General features: G+C 69.1%; 11 protein-coding genes and 1 pseudogene. 3 read left to right on the top strand and 9 right to left on the bottom strand.

What is annotated here, in order from left to right:
• Positions 1–19: 19 nt before the first annotated feature.
• The 8 genes and pseudogenes from ABT186_RS13000 to ABT186_RS12965 all read right to left on the bottom strand — a co-directional run bounded on the left by ABT186_RS13000 (position 20) and on the right by ABT186_RS12965 (position 11,440).
• On the bottom strand, positions 20–1,108 hold the full coding sequence (locus ABT186_RS13000; protein WP_351222362.1) for an RICIN domain-containing protein: 1,089 nt from the start codon (positions 1,106–1,108) through the stop codon (positions 20–22).
• A 115-nt stretch (positions 1,109–1,223) separates the two neighbouring features.
• Positions 1,224–2,702 carry an arabinofuranosidase catalytic domain-containing protein gene (locus ABT186_RS12995; protein WP_502973195.1) on the bottom strand — a complete coding sequence of 493 codons (1,479 nt, stop codon included), beginning with the start codon at positions 2,700–2,702 and terminating at the stop codon, positions 1,224–1,226.
• Positions 2,703–2,838: 136 nt separating this feature from the next.
• Entirely contained in the window at positions 2,839–4,485 is a 1,647-nt protein-coding gene (locus tag ABT186_RS12990) for a glycoside hydrolase family 27 protein (protein ID WP_351925012.1), read from the bottom strand.
• Positions 4,486–4,609: 124 nt separating this feature from the next.
• Positions 4,610–5,878, bottom strand: coding sequence for an arabinofuranosidase catalytic domain-containing protein (locus tag ABT186_RS12985; protein WP_351925010.1), 1,269 nt, complete (start codon positions 5,876–5,878; stop codon positions 4,610–4,612).
• A 422-nt stretch (positions 5,879–6,300) separates the two neighbouring features.
• Positions 6,301–7,767: pseudogene (locus ABT186_RS12980) on the bottom strand (glycoside hydrolase family 10 protein); the annotation flags it as partial.
• A 77-nt stretch (positions 7,768–7,844) separates the two neighbouring features.
• Complete coding sequence (locus ABT186_RS12975; RefSeq protein WP_351925008.1) at positions 7,845–8,981, bottom strand: ricin-type beta-trefoil lectin domain protein; 1,137 nt, start codon at positions 8,979–8,981, stop codon at positions 7,845–7,847.
• Positions 8,982–9,036: 55 nt separating this feature from the next.
• Entirely contained in the window at positions 9,037–9,204 is a 168-nt protein-coding gene (locus tag ABT186_RS12970; RefSeq protein ID WP_351925006.1) for a hypothetical protein, read from the bottom strand.
• A 640-nt stretch (positions 9,205–9,844) separates the two neighbouring features.
• The gene (locus ABT186_RS12965; protein ID WP_351925004.1) at positions 9,845–11,440 is read right to left on the bottom strand and encodes an arabinofuranosidase catalytic domain-containing protein; all 1,596 of its coding nucleotides are present in this window, start codon (positions 11,438–11,440) and stop codon (positions 9,845–9,847) included.
• 1,040 nt (positions 11,441–12,480) lie between these two features.
• Here ABT186_RS12965 and ABT186_RS12960 point away from each other — a divergent pair.
• Entirely contained in the window at positions 12,481–13,524 is a 1,044-nt protein-coding gene (locus ABT186_RS12960; protein WP_351925002.1) for a LacI family DNA-binding transcriptional regulator, read from the top strand.
• Positions 13,525–13,694: 170 nt separating this feature from the next.
• Here ABT186_RS12960 and ABT186_RS12955 read toward each other — a convergent pair whose 3' ends face one another.
• Positions 13,695–14,714, bottom strand: a complete 1,020-nt coding sequence (locus ABT186_RS12955; protein ID WP_351222346.1) for a LacI family DNA-binding transcriptional regulator — start codon at positions 14,712–14,714, stop codon at positions 13,695–13,697.
• Between the two features lie 419 nt (positions 14,715–15,133).
• Between ABT186_RS12955 and ABT186_RS12950 the strand changes: the two genes are divergently transcribed.
• Entirely contained in the window at positions 15,134–16,099 is a 966-nt protein-coding gene (locus ABT186_RS12950; RefSeq protein WP_351222344.1) for a glycoside hydrolase family 6 protein, read from the top strand.
• A 161-nt stretch (positions 16,100–16,260) separates the two neighbouring features.
• Positions 16,261–17,535: a glycoside hydrolase family 6 protein gene (locus ABT186_RS12945; RefSeq protein ID WP_351222342.1), complete on the top strand. Its 1,275-nt coding sequence runs from the start codon at positions 16,261–16,263 to the stop codon at positions 17,533–17,535.
• Positions 17,536–17,578 lie beyond the last annotated feature (43 nt).

Raw genomic sequence — 17,578 nt, 5'->3', positions numbered from 1 at the left:
GGTTCCTTTCGCAGGTCGATCAGCGGAGGATGAAGTCCTGGTTCGTGCCGGGCGTGTTCTTGCACTGCCACTGGTCCAGTTGCTGTCCCGGGTTACTGCCGGCGCCGTAGACGTCCAGGCACAGACCGCTGTTCTTGTTCTGGAACCCGTAGGAGCCGTCGGACTGCCGCACGGGCAGCCACAGGCTGTTGGCCGCTGTACCGGGGGCCTGCTGGACGATGTCCGGGGTGCCCGCCGCGGTGGAGCTGCCGGCCACCGCCACGTCCAGGCCGGAGTTCTGGGCCCGCAGTTCGCCGTAGCCGCCCGAGGCGGGCACGAACCGGAACTGCTGGTTGCTCTGCCCGTTGCAGGTCCACTGGTCGATCGCGGCGCCGACGCTGCCGGAGTCGCCGTACACGTCCATGCACAGGTTGTCGCTGGCGACCACGAGTGGGTGGTAGCCGTCCGGGAAGCCGCCGTCGCTGGACGACGCCGGTGTCAGATGGACGGAGAACGCGTCGTGCGAGCCTTGGAACGTGATCGGCACGGTGATCGAGCCGCCCGAGGTGCTCACGTTCTGGTCGTACACCGTCTGTGGGGCGCCGAGCGGCGCCTGGTCCGGGATGCGGTGCACGGTGACGTGCACGCCGCCGGCGTTCGCCAGCCACGGTACGGAAGACAGCCCCTCGAAGGTCACGGACGCGGCGCCGGTGTACCCGTTCGAGTCGCCGATGTAGATGTCGCTCACAAGCACCTGGTACTGGGCGTGGTACGGCGGCCGGGTGAGCCGTTTCGCCTGAGCGATGATCGAGTCGACGTCGGCCCGGGTGGCCGAACCGTACTGGTAGCCGTCCCTGATCCAGCCACCGGAGAACCATCCGCCGCCGCGGAACGCGTTCAGTCCCAGCGGCTGAAGGAACTGGTCCGCCGGCTGGCTGCCGTCTTCACTGATGCCGTAGAGGAACCCCTCCCCCACTCCGGTCGACGGCCCGCGGATCGACGCGAGGTTCACGCTCAGCGACTTGCCCGAGGCGGCCTGGCTCGCGGCCGTCGACAGCAGCGGCAGCACGAGCGTCAGGACGATGCCGGCCACCAGTGCCAGACGACCGGGTCTCGCTCTCGCCCTCATCCGATCCTCCTGCGGTTGGGCGCCGCTGCGCTGCGGCACTGGGCGATGTGGCGCGGTGACACGCCGGGGCGGCCGTCGGGTGCCGCCCCGGCGTCGGGTGCGTTCGCTCACGGGGTCAGCTCAGCGACCATTGCTGGTTGGATCCGCCGTTGCAGGTCCACAGCTCCACGGGGGTGCCGTTGGCGGTGGCGGCGCCCGTCACGTCCAGGCACAGAGCGGACTGGGCGCTGGTGATGGTGCCGTTGGCGTTGAGGTTCCACTGCTGGTTGGTCTGGCCGTTGCAGGGCCAGGTGATGACCTTGGTGCCGGGGCTGGTGCCCTGGTTCGAGGCGTCCAGGCACAACCGGCTGCTGCCGGAGTACACGGAGAGCTCGCGGGAGGCGGTCTGGGACCAGGTCTGGTTCGCCCCGCCCGAGCAGTCCCGGATCTGTGTCTGCGTCCCCGGCGTCGTGGACCCGCCCGGCACCTCCAGACATCTGCCCGCACCTACCGCGTGCAGTGCGCCCGGTGTGCCACCGCCGCCGCTTCCCGCCCCGTAGCCGGCGGCGGTGATGCCGGCCTGGACGGCGTTCTCGGTGGCGTCGGAGGGGTAGCCCGCCGTCATCGCGCCTTCGAAGAACTCACCGACGCCCGAGGGGCTGTTGTCGCCACCGGTGCCGAGCAGGACGGAGCTGTCGACCTTCATCGGCGAGTAGCCGTTGGGCAGGGGGCCGGAGAAGGTAGTGGTCAGACCTCCGCTCGTGCCGTTGCCGTACTTGAGGGTGAAGTTGCTGGTGCCGTTGTTCTTCAGCCACGCGCTGACGAACGGATAGTGCACGCCCGGGTTATTCGGGTCTTTGTTGGAGCCGGTGTTGGTATGAAACATGCCATTCTCCAGGTCGGCTTCGACCCACGGGCCGGTGCCGGTGCATCCGCCGAACCAGCAGGCGTTGCCCCAGTAGATGGCGTTCATGGTGGCGTTGCCGGTGTCGGTGTGGGAGTTCTCGCCACTGCCGTAGTCGAAGCAGCACCACTGGTTCGTGTAGTTCGACGACGTCACCATGTAGATACCTTCGGGCTGGGATCCGGTGGCCACGCCGCTCGCGTGGTCGATCCGGTAGCCGACGCCGGGGGTGACCTTGACGCCGAAGACCTGGTGGCCGGCCGCGGTCACGGGCAGGGCCATGGCGTCGGCCCCCACGTCGGATCCGTTCGGGCCGGGGCCCTTCCAGTAGCCGCCCCAGGAGATCGGCAGGTCGTTGTGCCTGGCGGTCTGGTCGTAGATCTTCGTGATCGTGCACGACGTGCCCGCGCAGAACGACACCTGGGACGCCCCGTCGGCGTAGCCGCCCGCGCTGAGCACTCCGATGTCGCGGTAACTGTGATCGGAGGCCCGCTGGATCTGGTACAGCGGCCCGTTGTACGACGCGAAAAGCGCCCTGGTCGTGGAGTGCGCCGTCACACACGGCGTACCGCCCGCGGCATAGATGTCGCACGGAAGCGACGCGTCAGCCGCGGAGGCTTTCGCCGACAGGGCCGCCGGGTGAACGGCGGCGGCCGTACCGGTCCGTGAGGATGTGGCAAACGCCGGTGTGCCCAACGCGGCCACGGCCATCGCCAGGACGATCAGGAGCACGGCCGGGAATCGCCTTCGCCGGTGATCCGTTGCTGATCCGAGCAAGGAGACCTCCTCTGTGGCGGTGCCGCCGCACGGCGGCACCGAAGCTGCCAGTGGCCGAGGGGAGGGGGACTCATCCCAGCCTCCACTGCTGGCCACTGCTGCCGTTGCAGGTCCACAGTTCGGCGAGGGCTCCGTCAGCCGTGGCCCCTCCGGTGACGTCCAGGCACAGGCCGGACTGGACGCCGGTGATCGTGCCGTTGGCGTTCAGCGTCCATTGCTGGTTGGTCTGGCCGTTGCACGGCCAGATCTCCACCTTCGTCCCCGGCGTGGTCTGGTTGTTGTAGGCGTCCAGGCACATCTGGGCGCTGCCGGAGTAGACGGTGAGCTGGTTGGACGTGGAGTGCGTCCATATCTGGTTGGCCCCGCCGTTGCAGCTCCAGATCTCGACCTGGGTGCCGGCGGTGGTGGTCGAGTTCGGTACGTCCAGGCACTTGCCCGCCCCCACCGCGTGCAGCTCACCGGTCACGCTGGTGCCGCCGCCGCTGCTGGTGCCGCCCGCGACCCGGTACATCACCGTGCCGTGCGCAGGAACCGAGGCGCTGACGGTGCCTGAGGTGGTCGAGGACGACCCCGACCACAGGTCGGTCAGGGTATAAGTGGACGCCCCGGTCTTCCCGATCGCGGCCGCCGTGGTGGTGATGGTCGCCGTCGAGCCCGTCTCGTTGAACAGCGCCACCGACACGTCCCCGTTGGCCAGTGGCTTGGCCAGCACGTCCAGGCCGCCCGAGGACGACACCATGGTGCCTTGCTTGCCCAGAGGGTCCTGGTCGACCGCGATCACCCGGGAGTTGGTCAGGATGGACAAGGTGTCCGCACTGGCAGAGGAGATGTTGGTGCCCGCGATCAGGGGCGCGGCCATCTCCGCCCACAGACTGAACTCGCTGCGGTTCTCGGTGGCCGTCAGCGAGCCGTTGCCGATCTCCAGCATGTCCGGGTCGTTCCAGTGGCCGGGGCCGGCGTAGGAGGCCAGTCCCACGTTGCTGTGGAAGATCGACAGCATGCTGGAGTAGTCGGCGGTGATGTCCCCGGTGGTGCGCCAGCTGTTGCCCACGCCCGCGCCCCAGGTCCACACGTTCTCCTGACCCCAGTTGCACAGGCTGAACAGGATGGGACGGCCGGTGGCCGCCAGGGCGTCCCGCATCGCGGTGTACCGGGTCCGGGCCGGCACGCCGGTGTTGTTGCAGTTGTCGTACTTCAGGTAGTCCACGCCCCACGACGCGAACGACTGTGCGTCCGTGCTCTCGTGGCCGAGGCTGCCCGGGTATCCGGCACAGGTGGCGGTGCCCGCGTCCTCGTAGATCCCCAGCTTCAGCCCGAGCGAGTGCACGTAGTCCGCGGTGCCCTTGATGCCGTCGGGGAACTTGGCCGGGTCCGGCACCAGGTGGCCGCCGGAATCGCGGCTGTGGGTCATCCAGCAGTCGTCGATGTTGACGTACGAGTAGCCCGCCGCCTGCATGCCGTTGGTGTGCATGGCCTGCGCGGTGGACTTGATCAGCGACTCGGAGACACTGCAGCCGTACGCGTTCCAGTCGTTGAATCCCATCTGCGGGGTCAGCGCGAGCCCGTTGCCGAGCGCGGCGGCGGGCTGCGCCGTGGCGAGGGAGAGGAGGGGGAGGGTGACGGCGAGCAGCACGGCCGAGAACGTGAGCGCCAGGATCCGGCGCAGGGACAGCAGCGGAGGCAGTGGCCGAAGGCGCCTGGCTCTCGCAGTGGTCATGGGCATAAGTCATCGACTCCTGGGACGAGTAGTGGAAGAACACCTGCAGTGCGGGGGGCAGGTCGCGTGGCCGTCCTTCGGCACCTGCGGGAGGACCACGGCCTGCCGCAGGTGCTGAAGGGACTCAGCGGTAGTCGGCCGCGGTGATGTTGGCCTGCACCGCGTTGTCGGTCGCGTCGGAGGGGTAGCCGGCGACGATGGCTCCTTCGTAGAAGGTGCCGGCGCTCAGGTTGGCGCCGCCGCCAGACTTGCAACAGTCGCCGCCGCTCCCCAGGACGATGGCTCCCTGTTTCTTCATGGGGCTGTATCCGCCGGGAAGCCCGCCGTCCCACAGGGTGGTCAGGCCGCCGGACTGAGCGTTGCCGCCCTTGAGGGCGAACCTCGACGTCCCGTTGTTCTTCAGCATCGCGGTGACGAACTTGCTGGAAAAGGCACGCTGGTTGGTGTTCCAGGACTGGCTGCCGCCGGAGTACAGGCCCCATTCGAGATCGGCCTGCACCCAGGGACCGCTTCCCGAGCAGCCGCCGAACCAGCACTCGGTACCGAAGTTGACCGCGTCCATCGCCCCGGCGGCGTCGGCCTTCCTGGTCGTCTCGCTGTTGCCGTAGTCGAAGCAGCAGCCACTGTTGACATGCGTGCCACTGGTGACCATGTACGCCCCTTCGGATGCGGCGCCGGTCGGCACGCCCGTCAGGTGACCGTCCCGCCAGTAGCTGTTCCCGGGATTGATGTACAGCGAGTACGCCTTGGTGCCCCTGGCGGTCAGCGACTCGGAGGTCGCCTTCGCGGGGCTGCTCTGACTCGATCCGGGGACCTGGGCCGAGCCCTGGTACCACAGGTCGTTGCCGTGTCCGGACTGGTCGCGGACGACCGTGATCACACACGAGGTACCCGCACAGAACGAGTCCTGCGCCGCCGCGTCGGCGAAGCCGCCGGGCGCCAGCACGCCGATGTCCCGGGTCGCGTTGTCCGAGGAGCGCCTGACCTGGTACAGGGAGCCGTTGTACGAACGGTAGAGCGCCCGCACCGTGCTGTGCGCGGCCACGCACGGCGTACCGCCCGCGGAGTAGATGTCGCACGGGCCCGATCCGCTGGGCGGAGGTGTCGGGGTGCTCCACTTCTGGTTGCTCTGACCGTTGCAGGTCCACAGGATGACCGCGGTGCCGTTGGCCGTGCCCGCTCCGTTGACGTCCAGGCAGAATCCGGACGCCACACCGGTGACGGACCCGTCGGAGTTCTGTCGCCACACCTGGGTCGGCCGCCCGTCGCACGACCGGATGACCATGCCCCTGACGTCCAGGCACCGCCCCGACGCCGAGCTCACCAGGGGAGCCACCGATGCCGGTGCCGACCATGTCGGCGCGGTCGCCAGCAACACGGTGAGGAGTGCCATCACGCATACGGCGGCGGTTGCCGATAAGCGTGGTCCATGAGCCGGGCTCCGGGGCGAAACGGATGAACGCTGCATTCTGTTCCTCGAATATGTGAGGGAAGGGCGCAGAGAGTGCCGTGCCTGTCCGAGGGAATTCAGCCGGGGCGGTCCGTCGACCGCTTCCGTCAGCGGGCCCGAATGTACTCACAGAGAACACTCAGACATCCCATGTTCCTAGTGATCCCACACACCTGACACAGAGTCAATGCATGCGTCTCACCGAATCGGAACTCGATACATCCCATGTTTATCCTGGTCACTCGCCATGACGGCATGCCGGAACCCGCGTCCGGCGACGGCCACCGTGCCGGACGCGGGGGTGGGTTCGCGGTACTCCGAAACGGACCGCGGACGGGAGCGCGCGCTGGGCGCCGATCACCTCACCTGAAGTTCCAGTGCTGGTTGGCGCCGCCGGTGGAGTCCCAGATCTGGACGGGGGCCCCGTTGGCAGTCTGCCCGCCGGGAATCTCCAGCGCCCGGCCGGAAGCGACGTTGATCAGGGTGTACGAACCGTCGCCGTTCCGGCTCGCCCGCCAGTGCTGGTTCGCACCGCCATTGGCATCCCAGAGCTCCATCCGCGCGCCATTGCCGGTCTGGCCACCCGGCTCGTCCAGAACCCGCCCGGTGCCGATATTCGTCAGCGTGTACGAACCATCACCGTTCTGATTCGCCCGCCACTGCTGGTTCGCGGCAGCACCGTTGGCGTCCCAGACCTGCAACGGCGTGCCGTTCGCCGTCTGCCCGCTCGGCACGTCCAGCACTCGCCCCGTGGCGACATCGCTCAGCGCGTACACCTGGTCCGAGACGATGCCCCCCGAGTTCCCCGTACCGCCGCCCAGCGCGGACAGGACCGCGTCGTAGGCCGACTTCTTGCTGCCGTTGCCGCTGAACAGCAGCGGGTTCTCACCCGACCGCCACGAGTCGCTGTCCCTGATCCCCCACACGGTGATGCCGGTGCAGCGGGGGACGTTCATGCACGCCTGCACCGTGTTGGCGTAGGCGGTCGGCGATGCCTGGGCGATGTCGAGTTCGGTGATCTGGACGTCGACGCCGAGGGCCGCGAAGTTGGCCAGGGTGGTCTGGAAGCTCGACGGCGGGCCGCCGGCGCCGAAGTGGCTCTGGAAACCGACGCAGTCGATGGGCACGCCGCGGGACTTGAAGTCGCGCACCATGTTGTAGACGCCCTGGGTCTTCGCGTCGGTCCAGTTCTCGATGTTGTAGTCGTTGTAGCAGAGCTTGGCCGAGGGGTCGGCGGCCCGCGCGGTGCGGAACGCCTCCTCGATGAAGCCGTTGCCGAGCACGTCCTGGAACACCGAGTTGCGGTGCTGGGTGGAGCCGTCGGCGAAGGCTTCGTTGACCACGTCCCAGGCGTAGATCCTGCCCTTGAAGTGGGTCATCTCGCTGGTGATGTGGTTGTTCATCACACTGCGCAGCGTGTTCGCGTCCCTGATGCCGCTGACCCAGCCGGGCAGCTGCGAGTGCCACACCAGGGTGTGGCCACGCATCCGCTGCCCGTGCGCGGTGGCGTGGCCGACGATCTGGTCGGCCGGGCCGAAGTTGAAGGTGCCGCGGGACGGTTCGGTGGTGTCCCACTTCATCTCGTTCTCCGGGGTGATCATGTTGAATTCCCGGTCGAGAATCGTGGAATACGTCGAGTCGCCGAGCTTTCCGGCGGCCACAGCAGTGCCGAAATAGCGGCCACTGCCGGCCGCGGCCGCGCCCAGCGTGCCGGAAGCCGCATGGGCGGCGGGCGCCGCCGTGCCCGCCAGGGCCAGTACCGTGCCGGCTGTCAAACCGGTGACCGAGACGAGGGCCTTGCGAAGACGGGGCCGCTCATTGAGCCAGGACATGAAGGATCATTCTCCTTGTGTGTGGGGGGATGACACCGACCGCGAGACGGTGCTGCGAGTGGAGTCGGGTCACGGGCTCACGAGACCGGCAGAGCGGTCCACTGCTGGTTGGCCCCGCCGTTGCAGTCCCACAGGACCAGTTGCGTACCGTCGATGGCGGACGAGCCGGGGTCGTCGAGACAGCGGCCGGAGACCGGGTTGCGGTAACCGCCGTTGTACGCCTGCCACTGCTGGTTGGCGCCGCCGTTGCAGTCCCAGATCTCGATCTTGGTGCCGTTGGCGGTACCGCGTCCGGTGGCGTCGAGGCACTTTCCGAGCGCCCGTAAGGTGCCGTCGGAGCGCGCGGACCACCACTGCGCGTCGGCGCCGTTGCAGGACCAGATCTGCGCGGCGGTCCCGTTGGCGCTGTTGCCGCCGTTGACGTCCAGGCACTTCCCCGCGACCCCGGAGCGCACCTGCCCGCCCACGGACACCGGCGGCTTGATCCAGCCCGCCGCGTCCGCGGCCTGGACCCCGGCGTTGAAGGCGTCCGCCATCTTGCGGTAGCCGTTGTCGTTGGGGTGCAGGGAGTCGGACAGGTCCGCGGTGGTCAGAGCGCTCATGTCCACCAGGCGTACGTGCTTGCCGGCGGCCTGCTCGGCCTGGACGATTCCGGGGAGCTTGGCGTTGAACGCGGGCCGGTTGGCCTCCTCGGTGCCGCTGGTGGAGATGATCAGGGTGCCGACGAGGACGGTCGCGTCGGGGGCGTCTCGGGTGATCTGGTCGATGAGCGCACGGAGCCGGTCGGTTGCGGTCGGGACCTGGTAGTTGCCGTTCAGGTCGTTGGTACCGATCTCCAGGGTGACCACGTTCGGCCGGTAACGGGCCAGCACGCCGTCCGCGATGCCGGCTATCTGGTCGATCCGCCAGCCGGAGTGGCCTTCGTTGTCCGGGTCGGGCATGGTGCCGCCCCGGCCCGAGCCGACAAAGTCCAGGGCATGCCCCTCGGCCGACAGCCGGTTCCACAAAAAGCCCCGGTAGCCGTTCCCGGACGGACTGCCGACGCCCCAGGTGATCGAGTCGCCCAACGGCATCAGCCGCAAGGTGGCGGGCGCGGCGGCCCGCACGGCGAAGGGCGGCGCCTCGGTGCCGGTGGCAGCCGCCGCGGGCAGTGCACAGCCCATGCCGAGCGCGGCCGTCAGCGCCGCGGCCAAGGGTGCCGAGTACTTCTTCATCAGCGTTCCTCACTGGTGCGGGACAGTGGGTGGGGTGAACGGGCCGACGAGCCGGTCAGCGGGTGGTGAAGTCCTGGTTGCTGCCGACCGTGTTCCTGCAGAGCCTTTGGTCGAGCTGCCGGCGGAGGTTGCTGCCGCCGCCGCAGACGTCCGGGCACAGGCCGCTGTTCTTGTTCTGGAAGGTGCCTGCGTTGACCGACCAGATGCCCTTCCGTCTAATCATGTACCTGCCAATCTGTTGCTTGCTGGGCGCCGGTCACGACCGGCTGCTGCCCGGCATGGCCTGCTGGGTGATGGTGTGGCCGTTCGGCTGCCCTCGCCGGAACCGAAGGTCGGCGGCTTGGACAGCGGGTGGGTGCCACCGGCCAGGTAGACCACGACGTCCGAATCGGCGGAGAGCCGGTGCGCCGGCTGCTGTGCCCGGTCGATGGTGGCGAACGCCTGGTCGGCGGTGCCGTTCCCGCCGGGATCCGCATCCGGTGCCACGTACAGGACGGCGGCCGTTTGACTCTTCGGCCGGTACGGAACTTGCGGCCCCAGCCGTGGTCACGCTTCCAGCCAGTAAGACGAGCGCAGCCACCGAGGGCGGCCCGGAGGCCGCGTAGCGCTCTGGCGGTGGACATCGTCATCCTCCAGTGGTGGCGCGTGTGCCCGGTGGTCTCGAGGCGGTGTGACGTGCTTCGCCGTCGAAGCCGCCCGCATGACGCGTCCGCCCGGGGTCGGGGCGAGCGGGACCGGGCGATGCGGCCGAACGGTCGGAAGATCCCGGAGGTGCCCGACGGGCGCCGGGCATGCGGAGACCTGCTCCGGGGCAGTGGCCCGTGGCCGACCGTGAGCCGGCCACGGGCCGTGAGCCGTTCAGGTCAGTTGAGGCTCCATTGCTGGTTGGATCCACCGTTGCACGGCCAGAGTTCGGCCAGGGCGCCGTTGGCCGTGGAGGCGCCAGTGACGTCGAGGCAGAGTCCGGACTGGGTGCCGGTGACGGTGCCGTCGGAGTTCAGCTGCCACTGCTGGTTGGCGCCACCGTTGCACGGCCAGGTCTCCACCTTGGTGCCGGCGGAGGTCTGGTTGTTGTACGCGTCCAGGCACATCTGACTGCTGCCGCTGTAGACGGTCAGCCGGCCCGAGGACGTGAGGGTCCAGGTCTGGTTGGCGGCGCCGCTGCAGTCCCAGATCTGCAGCTGTGTGCCGGCCGTGGTGGATGAGTTCGGCACGTCCAGGCACTTGCCGGCGCCCACCGCGTGCAGCGCACCGGTGCTCGTCCCGCCGGAGAAATTGCTGTATCCGGCCGCAGTGATGTTGGCCTGAACGGCGTTCTCCGTGGCGTCCGACGGATAGCCTGAGGTCATCACGCCTTCGTAGAAGGTGCCTTGGGCGCCCTTGCTGTTGTCACCTCCGATGCCCAGGATGATGGCACCCTGTTTCCGCATCGGGTTGTAGCCCGGGACGTTGGGACGCGGCCCGTCGTAGAAGGTGGACAGGCCTCCGGACTGGGCGTTGCCACCACGGATCGCCCAGTGGTTCGGGCCGCCCTTGATGATGGCGGTCGTGTACCGGTAGTTGATGGTCGGGTCGCCCGCGTTGTAGTGCTGGTTGACTCCGGAGAACAGGCCGTTCTCCAGGTCGGCCATGATCCAGGGGCCGTTGCCCGAACCGTAGCCCCAGACCTTGATGTTGCCGAAGTAGATGGCCTCCATGGTGCCGTTGCCGTCGTCGTTGCTGTCCGTCTCGGCGTTGCCGTAGTCGAAGCAGCAGCCTCCGTTGTAGTGCGTGCCGTCGAAGATCGCGTACATGCCCTCGGGGTTGTCCCCGGTCGCGATGCCGTTGGTGTGGTTGTTGCGGTAACCCGTGCCCGGCGCCACGAAGACGCCGTAGGCCTTGTGACCGCCCACCACGGTGGGCGCGGCGGTCGCGTTCGCGAGGTTGTCGGGGCCGCCCGCGGCACCGCCCGCAGGCGCCTGGGTGAGGTTGTTGCCGCGGCCGGACTGGTCGTAGATGATCGTGATCAGGCAGGTCGTCCCCGAGCAGAACGAGTCTTGGGCGGCGGCGTCGGCGTACCCGCCCGCGCTCAGGACGCCGATGTTCCGGGTGGTGTTGTCCGAGGCACGCCGGACCTGGTAGAGCGGCCCGTTGTATGCGGCGTACAACGCTCGCGTCGTGCCGTGCGCCGCCACGCAGGGCGTACCGCCTGCCGCGTAGATGTCGCACGGCCCGGACGTGGCAGCCCGAGCCGTGCCGGCCGTGGCCGTGGCGCCGACCAGTGCCCCGGCGAGGAGTGCGGCTGCGGCCCCCGCCCGGGCGAACGTTTTCGACGGAGAGCGGGGCGAGCGCTCCGGCGGCGGAACGTGCGCCTGGTCCAGCACTCTGTGCGGCCTGCCACGGTGCCGTACCGCCGCGAGTAACCGTCGGACGCCACCGCGCCCGGACGGCAGGTGGCGTCCTGTACGTATGGCTCTCATCCGATCTCCCTACCGTGCCGACGCAACCCGGCCGGGCTGTGTTGGTGGCGCTGACCATCCGGAAGCGCTTGAAGGTGCCGCTTCGCAGCGAGATTACAGAGAGGTTTCGGGGGGAGACGGTGCTCCCGGTTTCGCGGGGCTGTCAAGGGTCCGGAGCCCACTGCTGCGAACGTTGTCGCGGAATCGATTCGAAGGCTGATTCCTGCGGTTCGCAAGCTCTCGGCGCGCTCGAAGAGTTGCGGCGTGGCGACAGGCGGACGGCGACGTTACCGCCCGTTGCGCCGACGTGGTGAGCCGCACGGGTGTGCGACGACCAGGCCAGGATCATCCGGGTGATCCGCCGTCATACCGGTGAGCAGGGACGCAGCTGCCAAACCGGGACGGCGGAGGGCCGGTTCGCAGGGCACTGGCCCAAGCGGCGGAGCGCTCGGCTCGCGCGTCGGCTCCGCATTCCCCTCGCGGCACGCCATTGACCCCACACACCGCCGGTCGTAGCTTCCCGTCGAAGCGCTTGCGTGGAATCGATTCGCTCCACGCCTTCCGCCACCACGTGAGACGCGGAACGCATGGCGGTTCCGGCAGCCTGACGCCGTTCCTCGCGGACTCACGGCCCTCGGGCATCCTGCGTCCTTCGTCCACCCGGGCCCGCCACGGCGGAGCCATCTGCGTGGCGCCGCAGGGCACCTGGCGCTCGTCCAGCGCCATCCATGACGAGCCCCTCGGGGCGGCTGCAACGCTGTACGCGCGGCCCACCGCCGCGAACTCATCATCTTGCGCCACACGGTCGCAGCGAAGTGGCGCCGTTGCCGAGGAAGACGCGATGAAGTGAGACCTGGCCGCTCGGCCACAGCGGCCACGACTCCGCCGCCGACGACCATCATGCTGAGTTGTCGACGATCTGCATGCCCTGGCGTTCCCGCACCTGGTCGCCGCCGATGCCGTGTTGCACAGGTCGGTCGTGCCAGAGTGTGGCGAGACCGGGCGGCACCTCCACCACCCGTCAGTATCCTTTCGGCCTGAGTGCGGCCTTGAGGAGCTTCATGAACATCGGGGAGATAGCTCGGCGCGCGGGGGTGTCGCGCAGCACGGTGTCGTACGCGCTCAGCGGCAAACGACCCGTCGCCACCAGCACGCGCGGACGTATCCAAGACGTGATCAACGAATTGGGATATCGCCCCAACGCAACCGCGAGGGCCCTCAAGGAGGGCCGGACCCGGACCATCGGTCTCGTCATCCCGCCGGCCGGCAACAGGCTCACACACATGCAACTGGACTTCGTCGCCAGCGTGGTCGACGCCGCCGCCCGGGTCGACCTGGATGTGCTGCTGTCCCCTTCCGGCAGGGAACACGAGCGTTCCTTCGAGCGGTTGGTCTCGGAGAACCGCGTGGACGGCGTCATTCTGATGGAGATCCGCCTGGAGGACCCTCGTGCGCGGCGCCTGCAGGAAGCCGGGCTGCCCTTCGTCGGCATCGGGCACACGGCCGGCGACCACCAGATGTCCTGGATCGACGTCGATTACGCCGGCCTGGTCCAGCACTGCGTGCGGCACCTCGCCGATCTCGGGCACCGCCGGGTGGCCCTGGTCACTCGTTCCCCGGAACTCATCTCGGCCGGCTACGGCCCCGCGCACAGGGCCAGAGAGGGTTTCGAAGCGGCCGTGGCGGAACGCGGCCTTGACGGCGTCGAAGTGCCGTGCGGGGACGACGCCCGCTCCGGCCAGGAATGCGCCGAGGCGCTCCTGCGCAGCCATCCGGACATCACCGCTGTCACCACCATCAACGAGGCCGCCCTGCCCGGCATCCAGCGCGCGCTGGCGGACGCCGGTCTCGAAGTGCCGTACGACTTCTCCATCACCGGTGTGGCGGCCAGGACGTGGGCCGAGGACTTCCGTCCGCCGCTCACGGCAGCGGACGTACCGGCTCTGGAAATGGGCGAGAAAGCCGTTTCCCTGCTCGTGGAACGCATCGCCGCGCCGGACACACCGCCTCGGCACATCCTGTTGACCCCCCTGATCTCGTTGCGTTCCAGCACAGCCGCCGTACCCACCGGCGGGCCGGCAGGGTCCAACCGCGCGGCGCGCTGAGCCGGGCGGTACGGCGATCGCGGCCACGAGACGCCCCCGGCACACGGCGTTGCCCGGCCGAGTCCCAGCCGGCCGGTCAGGCGCCCTCGCAGACCAAGAAGCGGCAGCGCAACCTGACCGTCCCTGTGGTGGGGCGTCAGTGTGCGACGCGCCGGCACGAGGCACGGCCGTCAGGCGCTGGAGCGGGTGACCAGGCGGGTGGGCAGGATCAGCGGGGTGGGGTCCTGTCCGTTGATGAGTGCGACGAGCATGCGGGCCATCTCCCGTCCGAAAGCCTTTATGGGCTGATGGACGGTGGTGAGCGGAGGATCGGTGATCTGGGCGATGGTCAGGTCGTCGAAGCCGACCACGGCGACATCGGCGGGGACCGGTCGGCCGGCCTCACGCAAAGTGCGCAGCGCTCCCGCCCCCATGTTGTCGTTGGCGGCGAACACCCCGTCGACCTCGGGATGGTTCGCCAGTAGTGCGGCCATGGCGGCGGCTCCACCGGGCTCGGTGAAGTCCCCCTCCTGCGGCGGGTACGGGTCCAGGCCGGCTGCCAGCATGGCGTCCCGGTAGCCGCGGTACCGCGCCCGCCCGACCTCGGTGTCCAGACGCCCGCAGATCGTGGCCACACGGGTCCGGCCACGGATGAGCAGGTACTCTGTGGCCTCGCGCGCTCCGCCGGCGTTGTCGACGTCCACGTACCACCGGGGGGCCGAACCGACCGGGCGACCGCCGAACACGACGGGCATTTCCGCGTCCTCTGCCACACGGGCCAGTGGATCGCCCTCGCGCAGCGCCATCAGCATGACGCCGTCGGCGCCCCTGGACCGAAGGAGCTCCTCCACCCGCTTGCGGCCCCGGTCGGAGGCGGCCAGACACAGCATCAGATGCAGGTCGGCCTCCTCCAGGGCGGCCGACGCCCCCACGATCACCTGGGCGAAGAACGGGTCCGCGAAGATGGACGGATCCTCTCCCGTGACGACCAGGGCCGCCGCTCCCGTCTGGCGGGTGGCCAGAGCGCGTGCAGTCGGGTTGGGGACGTAACCCAGCTGTTGGACGGCCCGCTCGACCGCCTCGCGTTTGGCGCGGCTGACGTGCGGGGCGTTGTTGAGGACGCGGGAGGCCACCGAGCGGGAGACGCCGGCGCGTGCGGCCACCTCGTCGAGCGTCGACTGCCGACGCGGCACATTTCCCCCATGATCCATGAGCCTTCCCTCTCGGCCTCGCGTCAAGCGCCCCTTTCCCCGGCCTGGTTCCACTGCCATCCGCCCGGTGGGCGACGGGGGCAGATGCTGGCCATTCAGGGACCAGGAACTGGAAGTGCTTCCAGTTCCAGGGCTGTAGAGCCTTGGTCTTCGCCATATGAAGTGCAGGTTTGTGCATTGCCTCTTGACAGCTTGACCAGAGCACAACACGATACCGGCCACACGCCAAAAGTTCTCAGTGCTGTTGGGAGCGCTTCCAATGGGAGCGCTCCCAAGATCAGGCCGCCAGTCCTTCGGGTGCGCGTCCTTGCCTGAGCCCACCGGCCCGAGGGGGCTCGTACCACCGCACTTCCTCAGCACGTTGCACGCTCGGGACGAGAGCGTGCGACGCATCCCTGCCAGGAAACCGAGGTACAGTCATGCGCCGCAGACTCCGCGTCCTCGTGGCAGCGTTCTCCGCTCTGCCGCTGGCGCTCGCCGTCGCACCGTCCGCTCACGCGGCCGACCCGACGACCATGACCAATGGGTTCTACGTGGACCCCGACTCCAGCGTGAAGCGGTGGGTCGCCGCCAACCCCGGCGACGGCCGGGCGTCCGCGATCAACGCCTCCATCGCCAACACCCCGATGGCCCACTGGTTCGGCTCCTGGAGCGGCACCATCGGCACCGCCACGGGTGCCTACGTGGGCGCGGCGGACCGTCAGGACAGGCTGCCCATCCTCGTCGCGTACAACATCTACAAGCGCGACTACTGCGGCGGACACTCCGCCGGCGGAGCCGCCTCGCCGTCCGCCTACGCGAGCTGGATCGCCCAGTTCGCCGGCGGTATCGCCAACCGCCCGGCCCTCGTCCTCCTGGAACCGGACTCCCTCGCGGACTACGGCTGCATGACCCAGGCTCAGATCGACGAACGCGAAGGCATGATCACCGGCGCCCTCACACAGTTCAACGGCCAGGCGCCCAACACCTGGGTCTATTTGGACGCCGGCAACCCGGGCTGGGCGAACCCGGCGACCATGGCCCAGCGCCTGAACGAAGTCGGCCTGCGACGGGCCCACGGCTTCTCGCTCAACATCTCCAACTACTACACCACGGCCGAGAACATCGCCTACGGTAACGCCGTCAACAGCGAACTGGGCGCCCGCTACGGCTATACCAAGCCTTTCGTCGTGGACACCAGCCGCAACGGCAACGGCTCCAACGGCCAGTGGTGCAACCCCTCAGGCCGCCGCATCGGCACCCCCACCCAGAAGGGCGGAGGCGCCGAGATGCTCCTGTGGATCAAGACCCCGGGCGAGTCCGATGGCAACTGCGGCGTCGGAGCCGGCTCCTCGGCCGGACAGTTCCTCCCCGAGGTCGCCTACAAGATGATCTACGGTTACTGATCCCGGACCGCCGTGGCCCGGTACATCCGTTTCCCGCGACCGGGCCACGGGCACCGCCCGCCGCAGCCCGGCCGGTCCACCGCTCACCGACTTCCGCACAGGCGGTCGAAATCCGCCTCGGTGGCAGACGCTCCCCCATCCATCCACCCCCAGGAGCAGCCATGAGACCACGCAGCCTACGGCGCCGCGCGGCCGCCGTCATCGCGGCGCTCACCGCCTGCGCCGCCCTCACCGCGACACAGGCGCAGGCCACACCCGCGCAGGACATGATCACCCCGGCCACGAAGTTCTACGTGGACCCGCACAGCAAGGCCGCCAGACAGGCCCTCGTCGACTTCAGGAACGGGGACATCGAGAACGGCACGAACATGGCCCGACTGGCGAGCTGGCCGCAGGCCGAGTGGTTCACCGAGGGCACGCCCGACGAGGTGCGCATCAAGGTGAACAGGCTTGTCCGCCGGGCCCGGGCCGTCGACCGGACCCCCGTCCTGGTCGCTTACGACATACCCGGCCGGGACTGTTCGCAGTACTCCAGCGGCGGAGCCGCATCCTCCGCCGCCTACCGCCAGTGGATCGACGCCTTCGCCGCCGGCATCGGCGACGCAAAGGCGGTGGTCGTCGTCGAACCCGACGGGCTGGCCAACCTCCCCAGGGACTGCGGGCCCACTACCGACCCGACCGGCGAACTCACGGCCGCCCGCATCGCCGACCTCGCGTACGCCGTGAAGACCCTGAAGGCCCGGCCCCGCACCGCGGTCTACCTGGATGCCGGCAACGTGCAGTGGCGGGCTGTCGGCGACATCGCCCAGCGACTGCAGGATGCCGGGGTGCAGTACGGCGACGGCTTCGCCCTGAACGTGTCCAACAACCACCCCACCGACCACAACGCCAGATACGGCACCTGGATCGCCAAGTGCATATGGTTCGCCACCAAGGGACCCGAGCAGGCACGCGGCCACACCGACTGGTGCGCCAGCCAGTACTACTCGTCCGCCGCCCCCAACGACGGCGCCCCCGGCAACGCCGTCTCTCCCGCGGATCCGAGCACCTGGCGGTGGACGGACGCCTGGTTCGACCAGAACGTGGGCACCCCGCCGGCCGGCGAGCTGCATCACTTCGTGATCGACACCAGCCGCAACGGTCGGGGCGCCTGGACCCCGGCACCGGGCAAGTACAGCGGGGACCCTGAGAGCTGGTGCAACGCGCCCGGCCGCGGCCTCGGCCCACGCCCCACCGCCGACACCGGCGTCCCGCTCGTCGACGCCTACCTGTGGATAAAGACCCCCGGTGAATCCGACGGCAGCTGCACGCGCAACACCGGCGGCACGATCGACCCCGAGTACGGCATCGTCGACCCGCCCGCCGGCGCCTGGTGGCCCGACCAGGCCCACGCACTGGCCCGCAACGCGGAACCGCGCTTGACGTTCAACCGCTGAGTCCGGCGGACGCCTCCGTACACGTCCGGACACGGAGCCCGTT

This window comes from Streptomyces sp. NPDC001634 (assembly GCF_040298185.1).
Taxonomy (GTDB): Bacteria; Actinomycetota; Actinomycetes; order Streptomycetales; family Streptomycetaceae; genus Streptomyces.
Note: the sequence above shows the minus strand (reverse complement) of the source record. Positions and strands in the feature narration are given on the sequence as shown.